This window comes from Actinoplanes cyaneus (assembly GCF_016862095.1).
In the GTDB taxonomy this organism is placed as follows: Bacteria; Actinomycetota; Actinomycetes; order Mycobacteriales; family Micromonosporaceae; genus Actinoplanes; species Actinoplanes cyaneus.
On the sequence record NZ_BOMH01000033.1, the window covers coordinates 19,227 to 33,971 of the forward strand.

Annotated in this window: 10 protein-coding genes and 1 tRNA gene; 5 read left to right on the top strand and 6 right to left on the bottom strand. The window is 70.1% G+C overall.

The genetic code is table 11. The features are described from left to right. Positions 1–7: 7 nt before the first annotated feature. Positions 8–1,276, bottom strand: a complete 1,269-nt coding sequence (locus tag Acy02nite_RS21220) for a hypothetical protein (protein WP_203743128.1) — start codon at positions 1,274–1,276, stop codon at positions 8–10. 342 nt (positions 1,277–1,618) lie between these two features. Next, positions 1,619–3,421 (bottom strand): methionine--tRNA ligase, encoded by a 1,803-nt coding sequence (gene metG, locus Acy02nite_RS21225; RefSeq protein ID WP_203743130.1) that lies wholly within the window; start codon positions 3,419–3,421, stop codon positions 1,619–1,621. Positions 3,422–3,552: 131 nt separating this feature from the next. Here metG and Acy02nite_RS21230 point away from each other — a divergent pair, with 131 nt between their 5' ends. Next, positions 3,553–4,560, top strand: a complete 1,008-nt coding sequence (locus Acy02nite_RS21230) for a sulfite exporter TauE/SafE family protein (protein ID WP_203743132.1) — start codon at positions 3,553–3,555, stop codon at positions 4,558–4,560. A 7-nt stretch (positions 4,561–4,567) separates the two neighbouring features. Here the strand turns inward: Acy02nite_RS21230 and rsmI are convergent, their stop codons facing one another. Next, the gene (rsmI, locus tag Acy02nite_RS21235) at positions 4,568–5,425 is read right to left on the bottom strand and encodes a 16S rRNA (cytidine(1402)-2'-O)-methyltransferase (RefSeq protein WP_203743134.1); all 858 of its coding nucleotides are present in this window, start codon (positions 5,423–5,425) and stop codon (positions 4,568–4,570) included. Positions 5,426–5,485: 60 nt separating this feature from the next. Between rsmI and Acy02nite_RS21240 the strand changes: the two genes are divergently transcribed. From Acy02nite_RS21240 to Acy02nite_RS21250, 3 genes are all read left to right on the top strand, one after another. Next, positions 5,486–7,066 carry a dolichyl-phosphate-mannose--protein mannosyltransferase gene (locus Acy02nite_RS21240; protein ID WP_203743136.1) on the top strand — a complete coding sequence of 527 codons (1,581 nt, stop codon included), beginning with the start codon at positions 5,486–5,488 and terminating at the stop codon, positions 7,064–7,066. Between the two features lie 654 nt (positions 7,067–7,720). Then, on the top strand, positions 7,721–8,425 hold the full coding sequence (locus Acy02nite_RS21245; RefSeq protein ID WP_203743138.1) for a hypothetical protein: 705 nt from the start codon (positions 7,721–7,723) through the stop codon (positions 8,423–8,425). After that, positions 8,422–10,770, top strand: coding sequence for a bifunctional polysaccharide deacetylase/glycosyltransferase family 2 protein (locus Acy02nite_RS21250; protein ID WP_425548163.1), 2,349 nt, complete (start codon positions 8,422–8,424; stop codon positions 10,768–10,770). The genes Acy02nite_RS21245 and Acy02nite_RS21250 overlap by 4 nt, the downstream gene beginning before the upstream one ends. A gap of 99 nt (positions 10,771–10,869) precedes the next feature. Here the strand turns inward: Acy02nite_RS21250 and Acy02nite_RS21255 are convergent, their stop codons facing one another. After that, complete coding sequence (locus tag Acy02nite_RS21255) at positions 10,870–12,114, bottom strand: GAF domain-containing sensor histidine kinase (protein WP_203743140.1); 1,245 nt, start codon at positions 12,112–12,114, stop codon at positions 10,870–10,872. A gap of 142 nt (positions 12,115–12,256) precedes the next feature. Here Acy02nite_RS21255 and Acy02nite_RS21260 point away from each other — a divergent pair, with 142 nt between their 5' ends. After that, positions 12,257–12,760, top strand: a complete 504-nt coding sequence (locus tag Acy02nite_RS21260; RefSeq protein WP_203743142.1) for a DUF2199 domain-containing protein — start codon at positions 12,257–12,259, stop codon at positions 12,758–12,760. 551 nt (positions 12,761–13,311) lie between these two features. On the opposite strand, the gene Acy02nite_RS21265 is transcribed toward Acy02nite_RS21260, so the two are convergent. Both Acy02nite_RS21265 and sepX read right to left on the bottom strand, forming a co-directional pair. Then, a tRNA-Ala gene (locus Acy02nite_RS21265) sits at positions 13,312–13,388 on the bottom strand. A gap of 538 nt (positions 13,389–13,926) precedes the next feature. Next, a complete protein-coding gene (gene sepX, locus Acy02nite_RS21270) occupies positions 13,927–14,685 on the bottom strand; it encodes a divisome protein SepX/GlpR (protein ID WP_203743144.1) in 759 nt (252 codons plus the stop codon). Between the last annotated feature and the right edge of the window lie 60 nt (positions 14,686–14,745).

Consider the following 14,745-nt stretch of genomic DNA (forward strand, 5'->3'; position numbering starts at 1 on the left):
CGGCTGATTACCTCTTGTTGACCTTGACGTGCAGGCCGCGGTAGCCCTGGTGACCGATCCGGTCGAACGCGTACGCGTCGACGAACAGGTCACCGGTGCCGAGGCCGGTGAGCTTGAACGCCCACTTGCCCTTGACGATCGAGGTCACCACCGGGGTGCACTTGGTGTCGTACTGCTTGTCGCTGTAGACCCGGACCCACTTCTTGTTCTTGGTGAAGCAGTACACCTTGCCGCCGGTCACCCGGGTGACGAAGACGTAGGCGTACGGCTGCAGGCCGGCGCCCTTGTCGGAGGCGGTGCCGCGGACCGTGGTCCAGGACTTCACCCGGTTGGACGCGGACGGCTTCGTGACGGTCAGGACCGGCCGGTACTTGTCGACCAGCACGTTCACGGCGCCGACGGGGAACCAGTCGGTGGTGCCGTTCTTGGTGGTGTAGTTGACGTAGATGCTCCGCTTGCCGAGCACCTTCTTGCCCTTGCTGTCCAGGTAGTAGTAGCCACCGATCGTCTGGTTCTTGCCGGCGATCGGGTTCTCGTACCCGTCACCCCACAGAACGCGGATCTTCGACGTGCCGCTGGGCACCCCGGAGAAGGTGATGGTGAACCGCTGCCCCTGGTACACCGTGTGGGTGTTCAGCGTGGCCTTGCCCGGCGACGTGACGGTGACCGTCTTGGCGGGCGTGGTGAACGACTTGCCGCTGGTGTCGGTGATCTTCTCGACCACCTTGAACGAGCCGGCCTTGGTGTACTTCTTGACAAAGGTGGTCTGGCCGGGGTTCAGCGTCACCGAGGTGCCGTCACCGAAGGTGATGTACCGGGTGAGCGCCGAGTCGGCGTCCTTGTCGTCGGAGTAGTCGGCGTCGTTCTGGATGAAGGTGACGCCCTGCTTCATCAGGACCGAGGTCGCGCTCAGCGCGAAGGTGCCCTTCGGCGGTGCGACGTCGGGGACCGGCGGGTTCGACGGCTGGGTCGACGGCTGGTCCACCGGGCCGGACGGGTTCCCCGAAGGGTTGCCTGACGGGTTGCCTGACGGCTCCCCGGAAGGGTTCCCGGACGGCTCCCCGGAAGGATCGCCCGCCGGGCCCGAGGGGTCTCCGGCCGGGCCGGACGGTTCGCCCACCGGGGTCGTCTCCTCGACCGGCGGGGCCGACGTCTCGGTGGAGCTAGGAGTGGCAGTCGGGTCGGCGTAGGCCGGTGACGCCGCGACAGCGCCGCCCGCGAGCAGCGCGCCACCGACGATGGCCGCGAGCAGCGGCCTGGCCAGACGTGGTTTCAAGGAAGTTCCAGCTCCTTCGAGGGGTACCAGAACCACATGAAGGGCAAGTTGGACGATCTTGGACGTCAGAACGGTCCCAGATCGACGAAACGCCAACGTTCCCCCGTGGCGCGATCAATTTAACCCCTCGCGGGGCTTTGATCAATCCCGTTTCCGGTCGTCGTCGGTGCCGTCGAGCACCCTTCTCGACACATACAAATGGGACTCTTCCCGGCGTCCGCGGCGCTATCCGTCTGGAAGAGGTGACTCACGGCGACATCGACCCTCTTCGTGATCCGGCTCACACCCGGACAGCACGAAAGGCCCGGCCGGAGCCGGGCCTTTCGTTGTCGTGACAGCAGGTCAGGAAGCGCCGCTCAGCCGCTCCAACTCCTCGTCGACCACCGACGGCTCCAGCTTGCGGAAGACCGGCTTCGGCGCGCTCAACGGCGTGCCGGCCACCAGCGGCACCGACTCCCAGCGCGCGCCGACCGTGTAGTCACCCATCAGCACCGGGTATCCCGGGCCGCCGTCCAGGTCCTCGACCTCGACGATCTCCGGCATCGGGGCGTGCACCCCGGTGCCGCCGAGCAGCTCGTGGACCTTCTGCGCGGAGTGCGGCAGGAACGGCGTGAGCAGCGTGTTCGCGTCGCTGACGACCTGCAGCGCCACGTGCAGGATCGTGCCCTGCCGCTCCTTCTGCGACTCGTCCTTCAGCTTCCACGGCGCCTGCTCGGAGAGGTACTTGTTCGCCTCGGCGACCACCCGCATCGCCTCGCCGATCGCCGCCTTCTGCCGGTGCTTGCCGATCAGCTCACCGACCGTGGCGAAGCCGGTCCTGGCCACCTCCAGCAGCGCGAGGTCCTCCGGCGTCGGGTCGACAGCCGGCGGGATCGCGCCGAAGTTCTTCGCGGCCATCGAGATCGAGCGGTTGACCAGGTTGCCCCAGCCGGCGACCAGCTCGTCGTTGTTGCGCCGGACGAACTCGGCCCAGGTGAAGTCGGTGTCGTTGGACTCCGGGCCGGCCGCGGCGATGAAGTACCGCAGGGCGTCGGCGTCGTAGCGCTCCAGGAAGTCCCGCACGTAGATGACCACGCGGTTGGACGAGGAGAACTTCTTGCCCTCCATCGTCAGGTACTCACTGGAGACCACCTCGGTCGGCAGGTTCAGCCTGCCGAGAGAGCCGGCCTGGCCACCCTTGTCGCCCTCACCGGAGTAACCGAGCAGCAGCGCCGGCCAGATCACCGAGTGGAAGACGATGTTGTCCTTGCCCATGAAGTAGTAGCCGAGCGCGTCCTTGCCCTGCGCGTCGGCCGACCACCACTGGCGCCACGCCTCCGGGTCGCCGGTGCGCCGCGCCCACTCGATCGACGCCGACAGGTAGCCGATGACCGCGTCGAACCAGACGTAGATGCGCTTGTCGGTGCGGTCGCGCCAGCCGTCCAGCGGGATCGGCACGCCCCACTCCAGGTCCCGGGTGATCGCCCGGGGCTGCAGGTCGTCGAGCAGGTTGCGGGAGAACTTCAGGACGTTGGGCCGCCAGTTCTCCCGCTGGTCGAGCCAGTTGCCGATCGCCTGGGCGAAAGCGGGCAGGTCGAGGAAGAAGTGCTCGGTCTCGACGAACTTCGGCGTCTCGCCGTTGATCCGGGAGCGCGGGTTGATCAGCTGCTCGGGGTCGAGCTGGTTGGTGCAGTTGTCGCACTGGTCGCCGCGGGCCTTCTCGTAACCGCAGATCGGGCAGGTGCCCTCGATGTAGCGGTCGGGCAGGGTGCGGCCGGTGGACGGGGAGATCGCGCCGAGCGTGGTGCGGGCCACGATGTACCCGTTCTGGTGCAGGCCCTCGAACAGCTCCTGCACCACGGCGTAGTGGTTGCGCGTCGTCGTGCGGGTGAACAGGTCGTAGGTCAGGCCCAGCCCGTGCAGGTCCTCCACGATCACCCGGTTGTACCGGTCGGCGAGCTCGCGGGCGGTGACGCCCTCCGCGTCCGCCTGGACCTGGATCGGGGTGCCGTGCTCGTCGGTGCCCGAAACCATGAGCACGTCGTGGCCGGCCATCCGCATGTACCGGCTGAAAACGTCGGAAGGCACCCCGAAGCCGGAAACATGACCGATGTGGCGCGGGCCGTTGGCGTAGGGCCAGGCGACCGCGGCGAGAACGTGACTCATGACGCCTAGCGTAGTGACCCTCCTCGGTGGCCCGCGAATGGATTGCCGCCCTCCGCGCTCAGCGACCGATTTGTCCCGACACACCCCATCATTGACGGTACGGACGACGACCGCCGTAGTTGACTGGGCCAGTGACCGGAAACACGCCGCAGCAGGGGGAACAACCAGCGCAAACGTCGGCGGGACACCCGTGGGCGCAGGACGATCCGGACTCCGCGTGGTGGCAGGGCGACACCGAACGGCTGCCGAGCTCCCAGGAGTGGGCCGACCTCGCCGCCGACCAGGCCCGCCGGTCCGGCGCCACGGACGCCGCCGAGCATCTCGCCACCGCCGACCAGCTGATGATCATCGACCCGGGGCAGCCGGGCGAGACGGAGCCTGGTCGTCCGGGCGAGAAGGAATCGGGTCGCACCGGCGAGAAGGAGCCGGACGACGTACCGCGGACGCCGGATCGTCCGACGATCGCCCTGGACACCGGGCGGCCGCCGCGCGGGCCCCTGCCACCGCTGCCGGAGAGCGCCTCTCCGGCCACCGCGCACCGGCTGGAACGCGTGGAGAACTCGCCGTTCTGGGAGACCGACGAGGCGCGCATCGCGGCCGAGGCACGCAACGATCCGCGCCCGGGCCGGCGCCGGCGGCAACCGGCGGCCAACCCGGTCACCTCCCTGCTGGCGCTGATCGCGCTGAGCCTGGTGGCGGCGTTCTTCGCCTGGGTCAGCGCCGAGCCGTTCTGGCTCGCCACCGGGCACGGCGATCGGGGGTACGCGACCACGACCCGCTGCCACGGCGACGGCCTCACCCAGCGCTGCACCGGGCGGTTCGCGACCGGCGACGGCAGCTTCACGGTCCGCCGCGTGCGGCTGCTCGGCATCTCCGGGACGGCCCGCGAGCCCGGCGCGGTCACCGGCGCCCGGATGGTCAGCCCGGCCAGCTCGCAGGCCTATGCCACCCCGACCGGCCCGCTGCTGCACCTGCGCTGGGCGCTGGGCTTCCTGATCGTGCTGATCTGCGGGTACGGCATCGCCAGCGCGACCGGGGCACGACGGCTGGAGTCCGCACGCGCCCGTCGCGGGGCGCTGCTGGGCAGCGTGGCCGGCCCGGTGCTGCTGCTGATCGGGTTCCTGATCGCGGCCTACTGAGCGATTGTCACGGCGCGGCGTGCACGAGGGTGTAGACGTCGCGCTTCTTCAGGCCGTACTGGTCGGCGATCGCCTGGATGGCGTCCCGCCGTGACTCGCCGGCGGCCTCTAGCCGTGCCACCGCCGCGCGCAGCTCGTCATCCGCGGGACGCTCCGCGGGGCGGTCCGGCGCACCACCCACCACCAGGGTGATCTCGCCGCGCGGCTCGCCCTCGGTGGCCCAGGTCACCAGTTCCTCGCAGGTGCCGCGGCGGATCTCCTCGTACGTCTTGGTCAGCTCCCGGCAGACCGCGGCCGGGCGGTCCGCGCCGAACGTCGCCACGAGGTCGGTCAGCGTGCCGGCGATCCGGTGCGGCGCCTCGAAGAAGACCAGCGTGCGGGGCTCGCCGGCGAGCTCCTTGAGCCGGGAGCGGCGGTTCGATCCCGTACGCGGGAGGAAGCCCTCGAAGACGAAGCGGTCACTGGGCAGCCCGGAGAGCGCCAGGGCGGTGGTGACCGCGCTCGGCCCGGGCGCCGCGGTGACCGGGAAACCGGCGTCGAGCGCCGCCCGGACCAGGCGGTACCCGGGATCGGAGACGCTGGGCATGCCCCCGTCGGTGATCACCACGACCGTGGCGCCGGTGGCCAGGGCGGCGACCAGGTCCGGCGTACGCCACTCCTCGTTGCCCTCGAAGTAGGAGACGACCCTGCCGCGCACCGTCACCTCGAGGTCCTTGACCAGGCGGCCCAGCCGGCGGGTGTCCTCGGCCGCGATCACGTCCGCGGTGCCGAGCACCTCCCGCAGCCGGGACGACGCGTCGCCGATGTTGCCCAGCGGGGCTCCGGCCAGGACGACCCGGCCAACTCCTACTTCTTCACGAGACACCCGAAAAGTCCATCACACGCCCGGCCCCGGTTTCAAAGCTCGGCAGCCTACGATCGCGGGGTGACGACGGCGACAGCGGAGAAAGACCTGCCCACCGCGGACTCCCCCGCCGGGGCGGAGTCGTCCCGGGGCGTGCGCGTGGTGCCCGATCTCGTCCGGCGGCGCCTGTCGACGCTGGACAACCGGCTCGAACCCTGGTCGTGGCTGGTCACCGTGGTGATCACGGTCGCCGCCGGGATCCTGCGCCTGGCCGGAGTGGACAAGCCGAAGGGCTACATCTTCGACGAGGTGTACTACCCGACCGACGCGTGGGACATGCTCCAGCACGGTGTCGAGTGGGACGAGAAGAACAACGGCCCGGCGTATGTGGTGCATCCCCCGCTGGGCAAGTGGCTGATCGCCCTGGGCGAGAAGATCTTCGGCAACGACGAGCTCGGCTGGCGGTTCACCGCCGCGGTCGCCGGCACCCTGATGATCTTCGTCCTGATCCGGGTCGCCTACCGGATGTTCCGCTCCACGGTGCTGGCCGGGATGGCCGGTCTGCTGATGACCCTGGACGGCTTCCAGCTGGTGCTGTCGCGCACCGCGCTGCTCGACATCTTCATCGGGCTGTTCGTGCTGCTCACGTTCGCCTGCCTGGTCCTCGACCGGGATCACTACCGGCGGCGCTGGCGGGACGCGCTGGCCGCCGGCTTCGACCCGGCGTCCACTCACAAGATCCCGCGGATCGTGCCGTGGTGGCTGCTGGCCGCCGGCGTGTTCTTCGGCCTGGCCTGCGGGGTGAAGTGGAGCGCGCTGTTCTTCGCGCCGTTCTTCGCCGCCCTGGTCGTGGCCTGGCGCTGGCAGGCCCGGCGCTCGGCGCGGGTCCGTGGCCCGTTCGTGGCCGGCATCCTCGGCGACTTCGGTTACCTGATCCTCAGCTTCGTCCTCAGCTTCGTCTTCTACCTGGCCACCTGGATCGGCTGGTTCGTCACCGACGACGGCTACTTCCGGCACGACCGGCAGGCGCACGGGCTGAGCGAGCCGCCGGTCCTGGGCGCGCTGCTGAACCTGATGCACTACCACTCCGAGGCGTACCACTTCCACAGCGGGCTCACCGAGAAGCACACGTACCAGTCCTGGCCGTGGCAGTGGCTGCTGCTCGGGCGGCCGGTCGCCTTCTACTGGAACGGCAGCGGCAACTGCGGGTCGTCCAGCTGCGCCGCCGAGATCCTGCTGCTGGGCACGCCGCTGCTGTGGTGGTCGTTCCTGCCGGCGCTGTTCGCGCTCGTCTGGTTCGGCATCGCCCGGCGCGACTGGCGGGCGTTCGCGATCTTCACCGGGGCGATGGCGAGCCTGCTGCCGTGGTTCTACTTCGCGGTCAAGGACGGCCGGACGATGTTCTCGTTCTACCTGATGCCGGGCCTGCCGTTCCTGATCCTGGCGGTGGTCTACGTCCTGGGGGCGATCATGACGCCGCCCGAGGGCATGGCGACCGGTGCGGCGAGGACCGACAGACAGTTGATCGGCGTGGTGGTGGCGGCCACCTACATGGTGCTGGTGGCGCTCTGCTTCGCGTACTTCTATCCGGTCTTCGTGGGCAAGACGATGCCGTACAACGACTGGTCGGTCCGCATGTGGCTGGGAAGTCGCTGGATCTGACCGCTCTCGCGAAGCTCTGACCCAAGTGAAGCCCGGCGGCCCTCGCCGGGCTTCACCGTTCCCGGCCCTGTCACCGGAGATCCGCCGGGGCCGGGCTTCGTCGCTTTCGAGTGACCTCGGTGGACTTGACCCACTGCTCCGCGCTTCACCGATCTTGCACCTGTTGACTGATCACGACGCGTCTCGCCGGGAAACCGCACCGGATCGCGGGGACCGCCCGGAGTGGACACGGGCCGGAAAAGTAGGGCGCGCCCCGATCGCCTGCCACGGGGGAAGCGGGCGATAGGGGCGCGCAAGATGCAGCTTAACGAGCCTGGATGACCCGCACAACGGGTGCCGCCCACGGATTGGCCGTGCCGATCCCACCATCCCACAGATTCGGACAATATGCCTTTATAGTATTTACCACGCATACCCGCTCATGAATACGATTCAACTCCACCGTCGGGAATGCGACACCAATTAGGTGCCGGAGATGGCGTAACGTATTCGGGCCGTCCGCCGCACCGCAGCTCAGCGGAATCAGCGACAAGCGACCGGCAACGGGTCACATTCAACGGCTCATCATTTCGTCCCTTTTCATCGCATCAGTCGGCCATCCCCCTAATAGGTGACAAGTGCCAAGATCGCGATAAATGTTCTTAAGCTCGCCGCGTGACAACGCAGGATTCCCAACACCCGCAGACCGCCGACCAGCGAATTCCGGACACGGAAGTGATCGCCGTTGCGACGCCGGCCCCGGTGTTCGTCGACTCCACCGGACGACGGAGTCGCATGCTCCGCCGGATGGCGCTGGCGTTCGGCATCCTCGTCGTCTCCTACGGCGGGCTGGTCAGCGTCAGCCTGGCCGGCGGCCCGGTGAACTCGAGCGCCGTGCTGCCGCTGCCCGGATTGGACGACGAGAAGGCCGACCCCGTGCCGCCCCGGCCCAACCCGGCCCCGGCGACGAGCCCGGCGACCGCCGCGGCCCGGCCGCCGGTGGAGTCGACGGTCAACCCGGTCCGGCCGGTAGATCGCCCGGTGGCCCCGGCGGCCGCCGAGCCGGTCAGGTCCACCAAGCCGGCGCCGGCGAAGACCACGAAGGCGCCGGCCGCCAAACCGGCCCCGGCCAAGGTGTCGCCGACGCCGACCGCCACCACGACCAAGCCGACCGAGTCGACGACCACGACCCCGGCCGCCAACCCGACCACCAGCAGCAAGGCGCCCGAGCCGGCGCCGCCCGCACCGCCCGCCCCGCCGGTCACGCGCAACACCACCAAGAGCGAGCCGGCCGCGCTGCCCACACTGGGCCCGACGCTCGCTGACGACCCGGCCGACACGGACACCCCCGCGCCGTCGCCGTCGGGGGCATCGGCGTGAGCCGCAACCGCGGCCGCAGCCGCCGGCGCATCCTGCCCCGTCCCCGGGTGATGCTCGCCTCGCTGCTGCTCGCGCTCTTCGTCGGCGTACTCGTGGTGCAGGCGTACATCAATGCCGAGTTCACCGCCGACCACAAGGAGACCGAGGTCGGCGATCAGGACGGCGTGCCGTTGTCGATCCGCGGCGGGGGGCCGATCATCAACACCACCGGCGGGCAGGAGAGCACCAGCCGGCTGCCGGACCGCACGATCGCGCTCACCTTCGACGACGGCCCCGACCCGGTGTGGACCCCGAAGGTCCTCGAGGTGCTGCGGGAGAACGACGCGCACGGCACGTTCTTCGTCGTCGGCTCGCAGGTCGCCCGGCACCCGGCGCTGGCCAGGGAGATCGTCGCCGACGGCAACGAGCTGGGGCTGCACACGTTCACGCACCCGAACATGCAGCTGCTCGCCCCGTGGCGGCGGCATCTGGAGCTGTCCCAGAACCAGGTGGCCATCGCCCGGGCCACCGGCGTGCACACCAACCTGGCCCGGTTTCCGTACTCGTCGAAGACCGAGGCGATCGACGAGGCGAACTGGAAGGTCGTCAAGGAGGCCGGCCAGGCCGGTTACCTGGTCGTCGTCAACGACCTGGACAGCGAGGACTGGCAACGCCCCGGCGTCGACCAGATCATGCGCAACGCGATGCCCAAGGGCGAGAGCTCCGCGATCATCCTGTTCCACGACGCCGGCGGCGAACGCGCCCAGACGGTCGAGGCGCTGCGCAAGTTCATCCCGATGATGAAGGCGCGTGGCTACCGTTTCACCACCGTCACCGAGGGCCTGAACCTGGGCATCGAGGAGCAGGCCGCGGACGTCCGGGCCGGCCGCGCGCCGGAGAGCGCCACGGTCATCCCGACGCTGCCGGAGAACCCGTCGGCCGCGTCCGGTGACGAGTGGCGCGGCGCCGGGCTGATCTGGACCGTACGCCTGGCCGACGGCCTGGTCGCCGTCGTCGCGGCGCTGTTCGTGCTGGTCGGCGCGCTGACCATCGGGCGGACCGCGCTGTTGCTGCTGCTCGCCACCCGGCACGCCCGGCAGCGGCGCAAGGCGAGCTGGAGCTGGGGGCCACCGGTCACCGATCCGGTGTCGGTGATCGTGCCCGCCTACAACGAGAAGGAGGGCATCGAGGCGGCCGTCAAGTCGCTGGCGCTCGGCGACTACCCGGAGATCGAGGTGGTGGTCGTCGACGACGGCTCCACCGACGGCACCGCCGACATCGTGGAAAGCCTGCGGCTGCGCAACGTACGGGTGGTCCGGGTCCCCAACGGCGGCAAGTCCAACGCCCTCAACACCGGGATCGCGCTCGCCCGGCACGACCTGATCGTGACCGTCGACGGCGACACGATCTTCGAGGAGGACTCGATCCGCCGGCTGGTGCAGCCGTTCGCCGACCCGACCGTCGGCGCGGTCGCCGGCAACGTCAAGGTCGGCAACCGCGCCAGCATGGTCGCGACCTGGCAGCACATCGAGTACGTGATCGGCTTCAACCTGGACCGCCGGCTCTACGAGACGCTGAACTGCATGCCGACCGTGCCCGGCGCGATCGGCGCGTTCCGCCGCGAGGCCCTGGCCAAGGTCGGCGGGATCAGCGACGAGACGCTCGCCGAGGACACCGACGTCACCATGGCCATGTGCCGGGAGGGCTGGCGGGTCGTCTACGAGGAGCACGCCAAGGCGTGGACCGAGGCGCCGACGACCCTCGAGCAGCTCTACCGTCAGCGGTATCGGTGGAGCTACGGCACCATGCAGGCGATGTGGAAGCACCGCCGGGCGATGTTCGACAAGGGCCCGTCCGGGCGCTTCGGCCGGGTCGGCCTGCCGTTCCTCGCGCTGTTCGGGGTGGCGCTGCCGATGCTCGCCCCGGTCGTCGACATCATGCTCGTCTACGGCCTGGTCTTCTGGCAGCTCGAGGAGACCGTGATCGCCTGGCTCGGCATGCTGACGCTGCAACTGTTCACCGCGGCGGTCGCGTTCCGCTTCGACCGGGAGCCGCTCAAGCCGCTCTGGCGGTTGCCGTTGCAGCAGTTCGCGTACCGGCAGCTGATGTACCTGGTCCTGATCCAGTCGGCGACCACCGCCCTGACCGGCGGCCGGCTGCGCTGGCACAAGCTGCACCGGGCCGGGCTGACCCCACGCTCCGAGATCCCGCCACCGATCTCCCAGCGCGTGGCGCCGGCCGTCGAGAGCTGGCCGCCGGCCACCGCCGAGGTGCCACGCCAGCAGCAGGCGAAGGGCCGCGCGGTCGCGCCCCCGACCACTCCGGCGGTGCCGTCCCAGGCGCAGCGGGAGGAGATCCCCCGGTAGATCCCGGACGGACTCGTGCCCCACCGACTGCAGCCGGTGGGGCACGGTCGTGTTCAGGCCCGTCCTTGTTCAGGCTTTCGTTCAGACCACCGTTTTGGTTCAGGCCACGGCCAGGTCGCGCAGCAGTTCGTCCGGTGTCAGATCCGCGTACGGGAACACCACGTGCAGTGACGTCCCGTCGCCGGGCCGGTCGGAGAGCGCCACCGTCGCGTGGTGCGCGTCCAGGATCCGTTTCGCCACGGCCAGCCCGCGGTCGGGGCCGGGCACGTCCGCCGGGTTCGCGATCGCCCCGTAGTACAGGTGCGGGAACAGGTCCGGCCGCATCCCGTCGGGCAGGTCCATGTCGTCGAGCCGCACGGTCGGGCCGGACTCCATCTCGGTGCCGACCCGCACCCGGCCACCCTCGGGCGTGTACTTCACCGCGGCGAACAGCAGATGGGTCAGCACCTGCTCGAGCCGTACCGGGTCGGCGATGATCGGCAGCGACGGCCCGCCGGCCTGGTTCAGGATCCAGATGTGCTTGCTGGCCGCGATCGGGCGGACCGCCTCGACCGCGCGCTGCGTCACCCGGGTCAGGTCGCACTGCCGCATGTGCAGGCTGTCCCCGCCGAGCCCGGCCTCGGCCATCTGGCTCAGGTGGTCGATCAGCTCGCGGAAGCCGCGGCAGTGCGCGGCCGCCGCCCGCCCGACCAGGTCCGCCATCTCGGCGTCGTGATAGCCGGTGTTCCCCAGGTTCTCCAGGTACGTCGACATCAGCCGCAGTGAGGAACGCAACTCCCCGCCGACCAGCCCGGCCAGGTCGTCCTTGCGACGCTCCAGCTCCTGCAGCCGGGCCGTGGTGTTGGCCAGCGCATACGCGTACCGCCGCAACTCCAGTTGGGCGGTCACCTGCCGGGCCAGCGCGCGCAGCGCCTGCTGCTGCTCCATGTCCAGCCGGCGCGGCTCGCGGTCCATCACGCAGAGCGTGCCGAGCGCGAACCCGTCGGTGGTCATCAGCGGCGCCCCGGCGTAGAACCTGATGCCGTCAGAAGCGGTCACCGCCGGGTTGTCGGCGAACCGCAGATCCGCCCGCGCGTCGGGCACCATCAGCAGATCCCGGCCGAGGATCGCATGGGCGCAGAAGGACAGGTCGCGAGCCGTCTCGGCGAGATCCGAGCCGGTCCTGGCCTTGGCCCACTGCCGATCCGCGTCGACCAGGCTGACCATGGACATCGGCGTCTCACAGACGCCGGCGGCCAGCGCGACGATGTCGTCGAAGTCCTTCTCCGGTGGGCTGTCCAGGATGTCGAGCGAGTAGAGCGCGGCCAGGCGCTCGATCTCGTTGTCGGGTAGGGGTGCTTTCATTACGGTCACCTCCGAGACTTGCTTCAGAGGTACCACGCAAAAGTAGCCACCTTCACATTTCGCCCGAATCTCGCACGGAGAGAGTGTGACTTCCCCGCCGTGCAGATGATCAATTCAAGTCACGGCCGTATGCTTCGCGCCCATGAACACCGACGAGTTCGCGTGCGGCACGTGCGGCTCGACACACAGCGGCCCTCCGCTGAGCTTCGCCGCGCCGGCCCCGGACGTCTGGCTCCCGGAGATGGCGCGGGACGAAGGTTGCCTGCTCGACTCCGACCTGTGCGTGATCAGCGGCGAGCGGTTCTTCATCCGCGGCCTGATCGAACTCCCCGTCTGGGACACCGGTGACGTCTTCACCTACAGCATGTGGGTGTCACTGAGCCGCCCGAACTTCACCCGCGCCGTCGACGTCTGGGAACAGCCCGGCCGCGAGACCGAGCCGCCCTACTTCGGCTGGCTCGCCAACGTGATCGACGGCTACGAGCCGACCACGCTGAACCTCAAGACCATGGTCCACACCCGGCCGGTCGGCCAGCCGCCGTACATCGAGCTCGAACCGACCGGCCACCCCCTGGCGATAGAACAACGAGCCGGCATCTTCCGCACCCGCGTCGAGGAGATCGCCAGCTTCCACCTGCACCGCTAGCGGAAACCCCAGAAGATCAACATCAAGATCTTCAGGTCCCATCTCCGCTGTGGTCCGGATCGTCGCTCCCGCGGGGACCCTTGCGGGCTTCGCAGGCCGCTGGCGCGGCCAGAACGCAAAGCCCTCCAGGGCGGCCTCCGTGGCGGGTCGAGCTCACCCCGAAAACCCGTGCCGCCGTCCCGCCCGACGACACCGTTGGCGTGCGTCACCTCCCGCAAGGCCCAGCCGGGTCCCGCCAGGCCGCGCGACGCGGGGTTCCGGCTGGTTCTCATGGGCGTTATTCGTGCCTCATAACGCCCATGAGAACCAGCCGGAGTCGTTACGCGTCCACCCGCCCGAAGCCGTTCCGCCCCGAACCCCGCTACGCCGCCCCGAGCCCCGCTGAGCCCAGCCGTCCGAGCCCCGCTGAACCACGCCGCCCGAACCGTCCGAGCCCCGCCGTCTGCGCCGAGCCCAGTTGCGCCGCCCCCGCCCCGCGCGAGCCCGGCGCGCTGCGCCGAAAACGAAGAATGCCCCCGCCTCGCGTAACCGCGAATTGAGGGCACTTCTTTTGGTGGAGCTGTGGGGATTTGAACCCCAGACCCCCTCGATGCGAACGAGGTGCGCTACCAGACTGCGCCACAGCCCCTGGTCGGTCCTCGGTGAGGCCTTCACCGTGGAACCTCCGAAAGGCTAACAGGTCCCCCACCAACCCCGCGAACCGCCCCTCCCCAAATCCCCTGCCCCGCCACCCCGGCGCCAGCTCTCACCCCGCCAACCCAGCCCCGCCACGTCAGCCCCGCCACCTCAACGCCGCGAAGCCAGCGCCGCGACGTCAGCCCCCGCCACGTCAACGCCGCAAGCCAGCCCCGCGACGCCAGCGCCACGGATGCCAGCCCCGCGACGTCAGCCCCGCGATGCCAGCGCCACGAATGCCAGCACTGCGCGAGGCTCGCACGGGGCTGGGCATGCGCGCGCGTCACGGAAGAGTGCGCGCGCCGCTTCCGTGCCCTCGGCGGGCGTCGCGTCCCGGGGTGACCGTGCCCCGCCACGGAGGCCGCCCTGGAGGGTTTCGCGTTCTGGCCGCGCCAGCGGCCTGCGAAGCCCGCAAGGGTCCCCGCGGGAGCAGCGAAGGGCGACCACGGCGGACCTGGGACAGCAAGAATTTGATCTTGATTGACCGCAGGTCAGGCCGTGTGGTGACGGCCGCCGGCCTCGTAGGGACGGCCCCGCAGCCCGCCGCTCCGGCGATACGACACCGAGCCGCCGTTCGCGGCGACCGGAAGGTCGGACGGCTCCCGGTCCAGGCCCATCGCCGCGCGCCGGACGGCTTCCTTCTGGGCCGCGAGCCGGCGCTGGGCCTCGCGGCGGGCGGCGGCCCGGCGTGCCTGCTCGCGGCGGACCTCGGCCTGCCGCGCGGCCAGCCACGCCGCCTCGCGCGCCTGGACGCGGCGACGCCGGCGGTCGACGATGGCGCGGTTGCGCAGGTGGACCAGGTAGATGCCGAGGAGGGTGCCGGTGACCGCAAAGCTGATCCAGAAGCCGGGGCCGACCGCGAGCACACCGATCAGCTCGATGACGTTGAGCAGCAGCAGCGCGGCGAAGACCCGGCGGCGGCGGACGACCGCGGGGGCGCCACGCCGTTGCGGACGGCGACGCTGCGGGCGGCGGCCGGTGACCAGGCGCAGGCGGCGCTGGGGTTTCGGCTCGGCGGGTTCACCCGTTGGGGCGGGCAGCGTAACCGTGACGCGTCGGCCGGTGTTGATCGGTCGGCGTCCGGGCACAGTGCGTCGACGGCGCTGGCGTTGGAGCACCCGCGCCGTGGACGACGCCCGTTCCGCGGCGAGGCGCTCGGTGGCGTCGTACCGGCGAACCAGCGCCGGGGCGAGGGCGAGCAGCCCGGCCGCGGCGAGGACGGCGAGGAGCACCGAGGTCGGCACCCTCACCCCTTTCGTTCCGCCACGACAGATCAGATGAAAAATGACACGACGAATGCGAGGTTACGG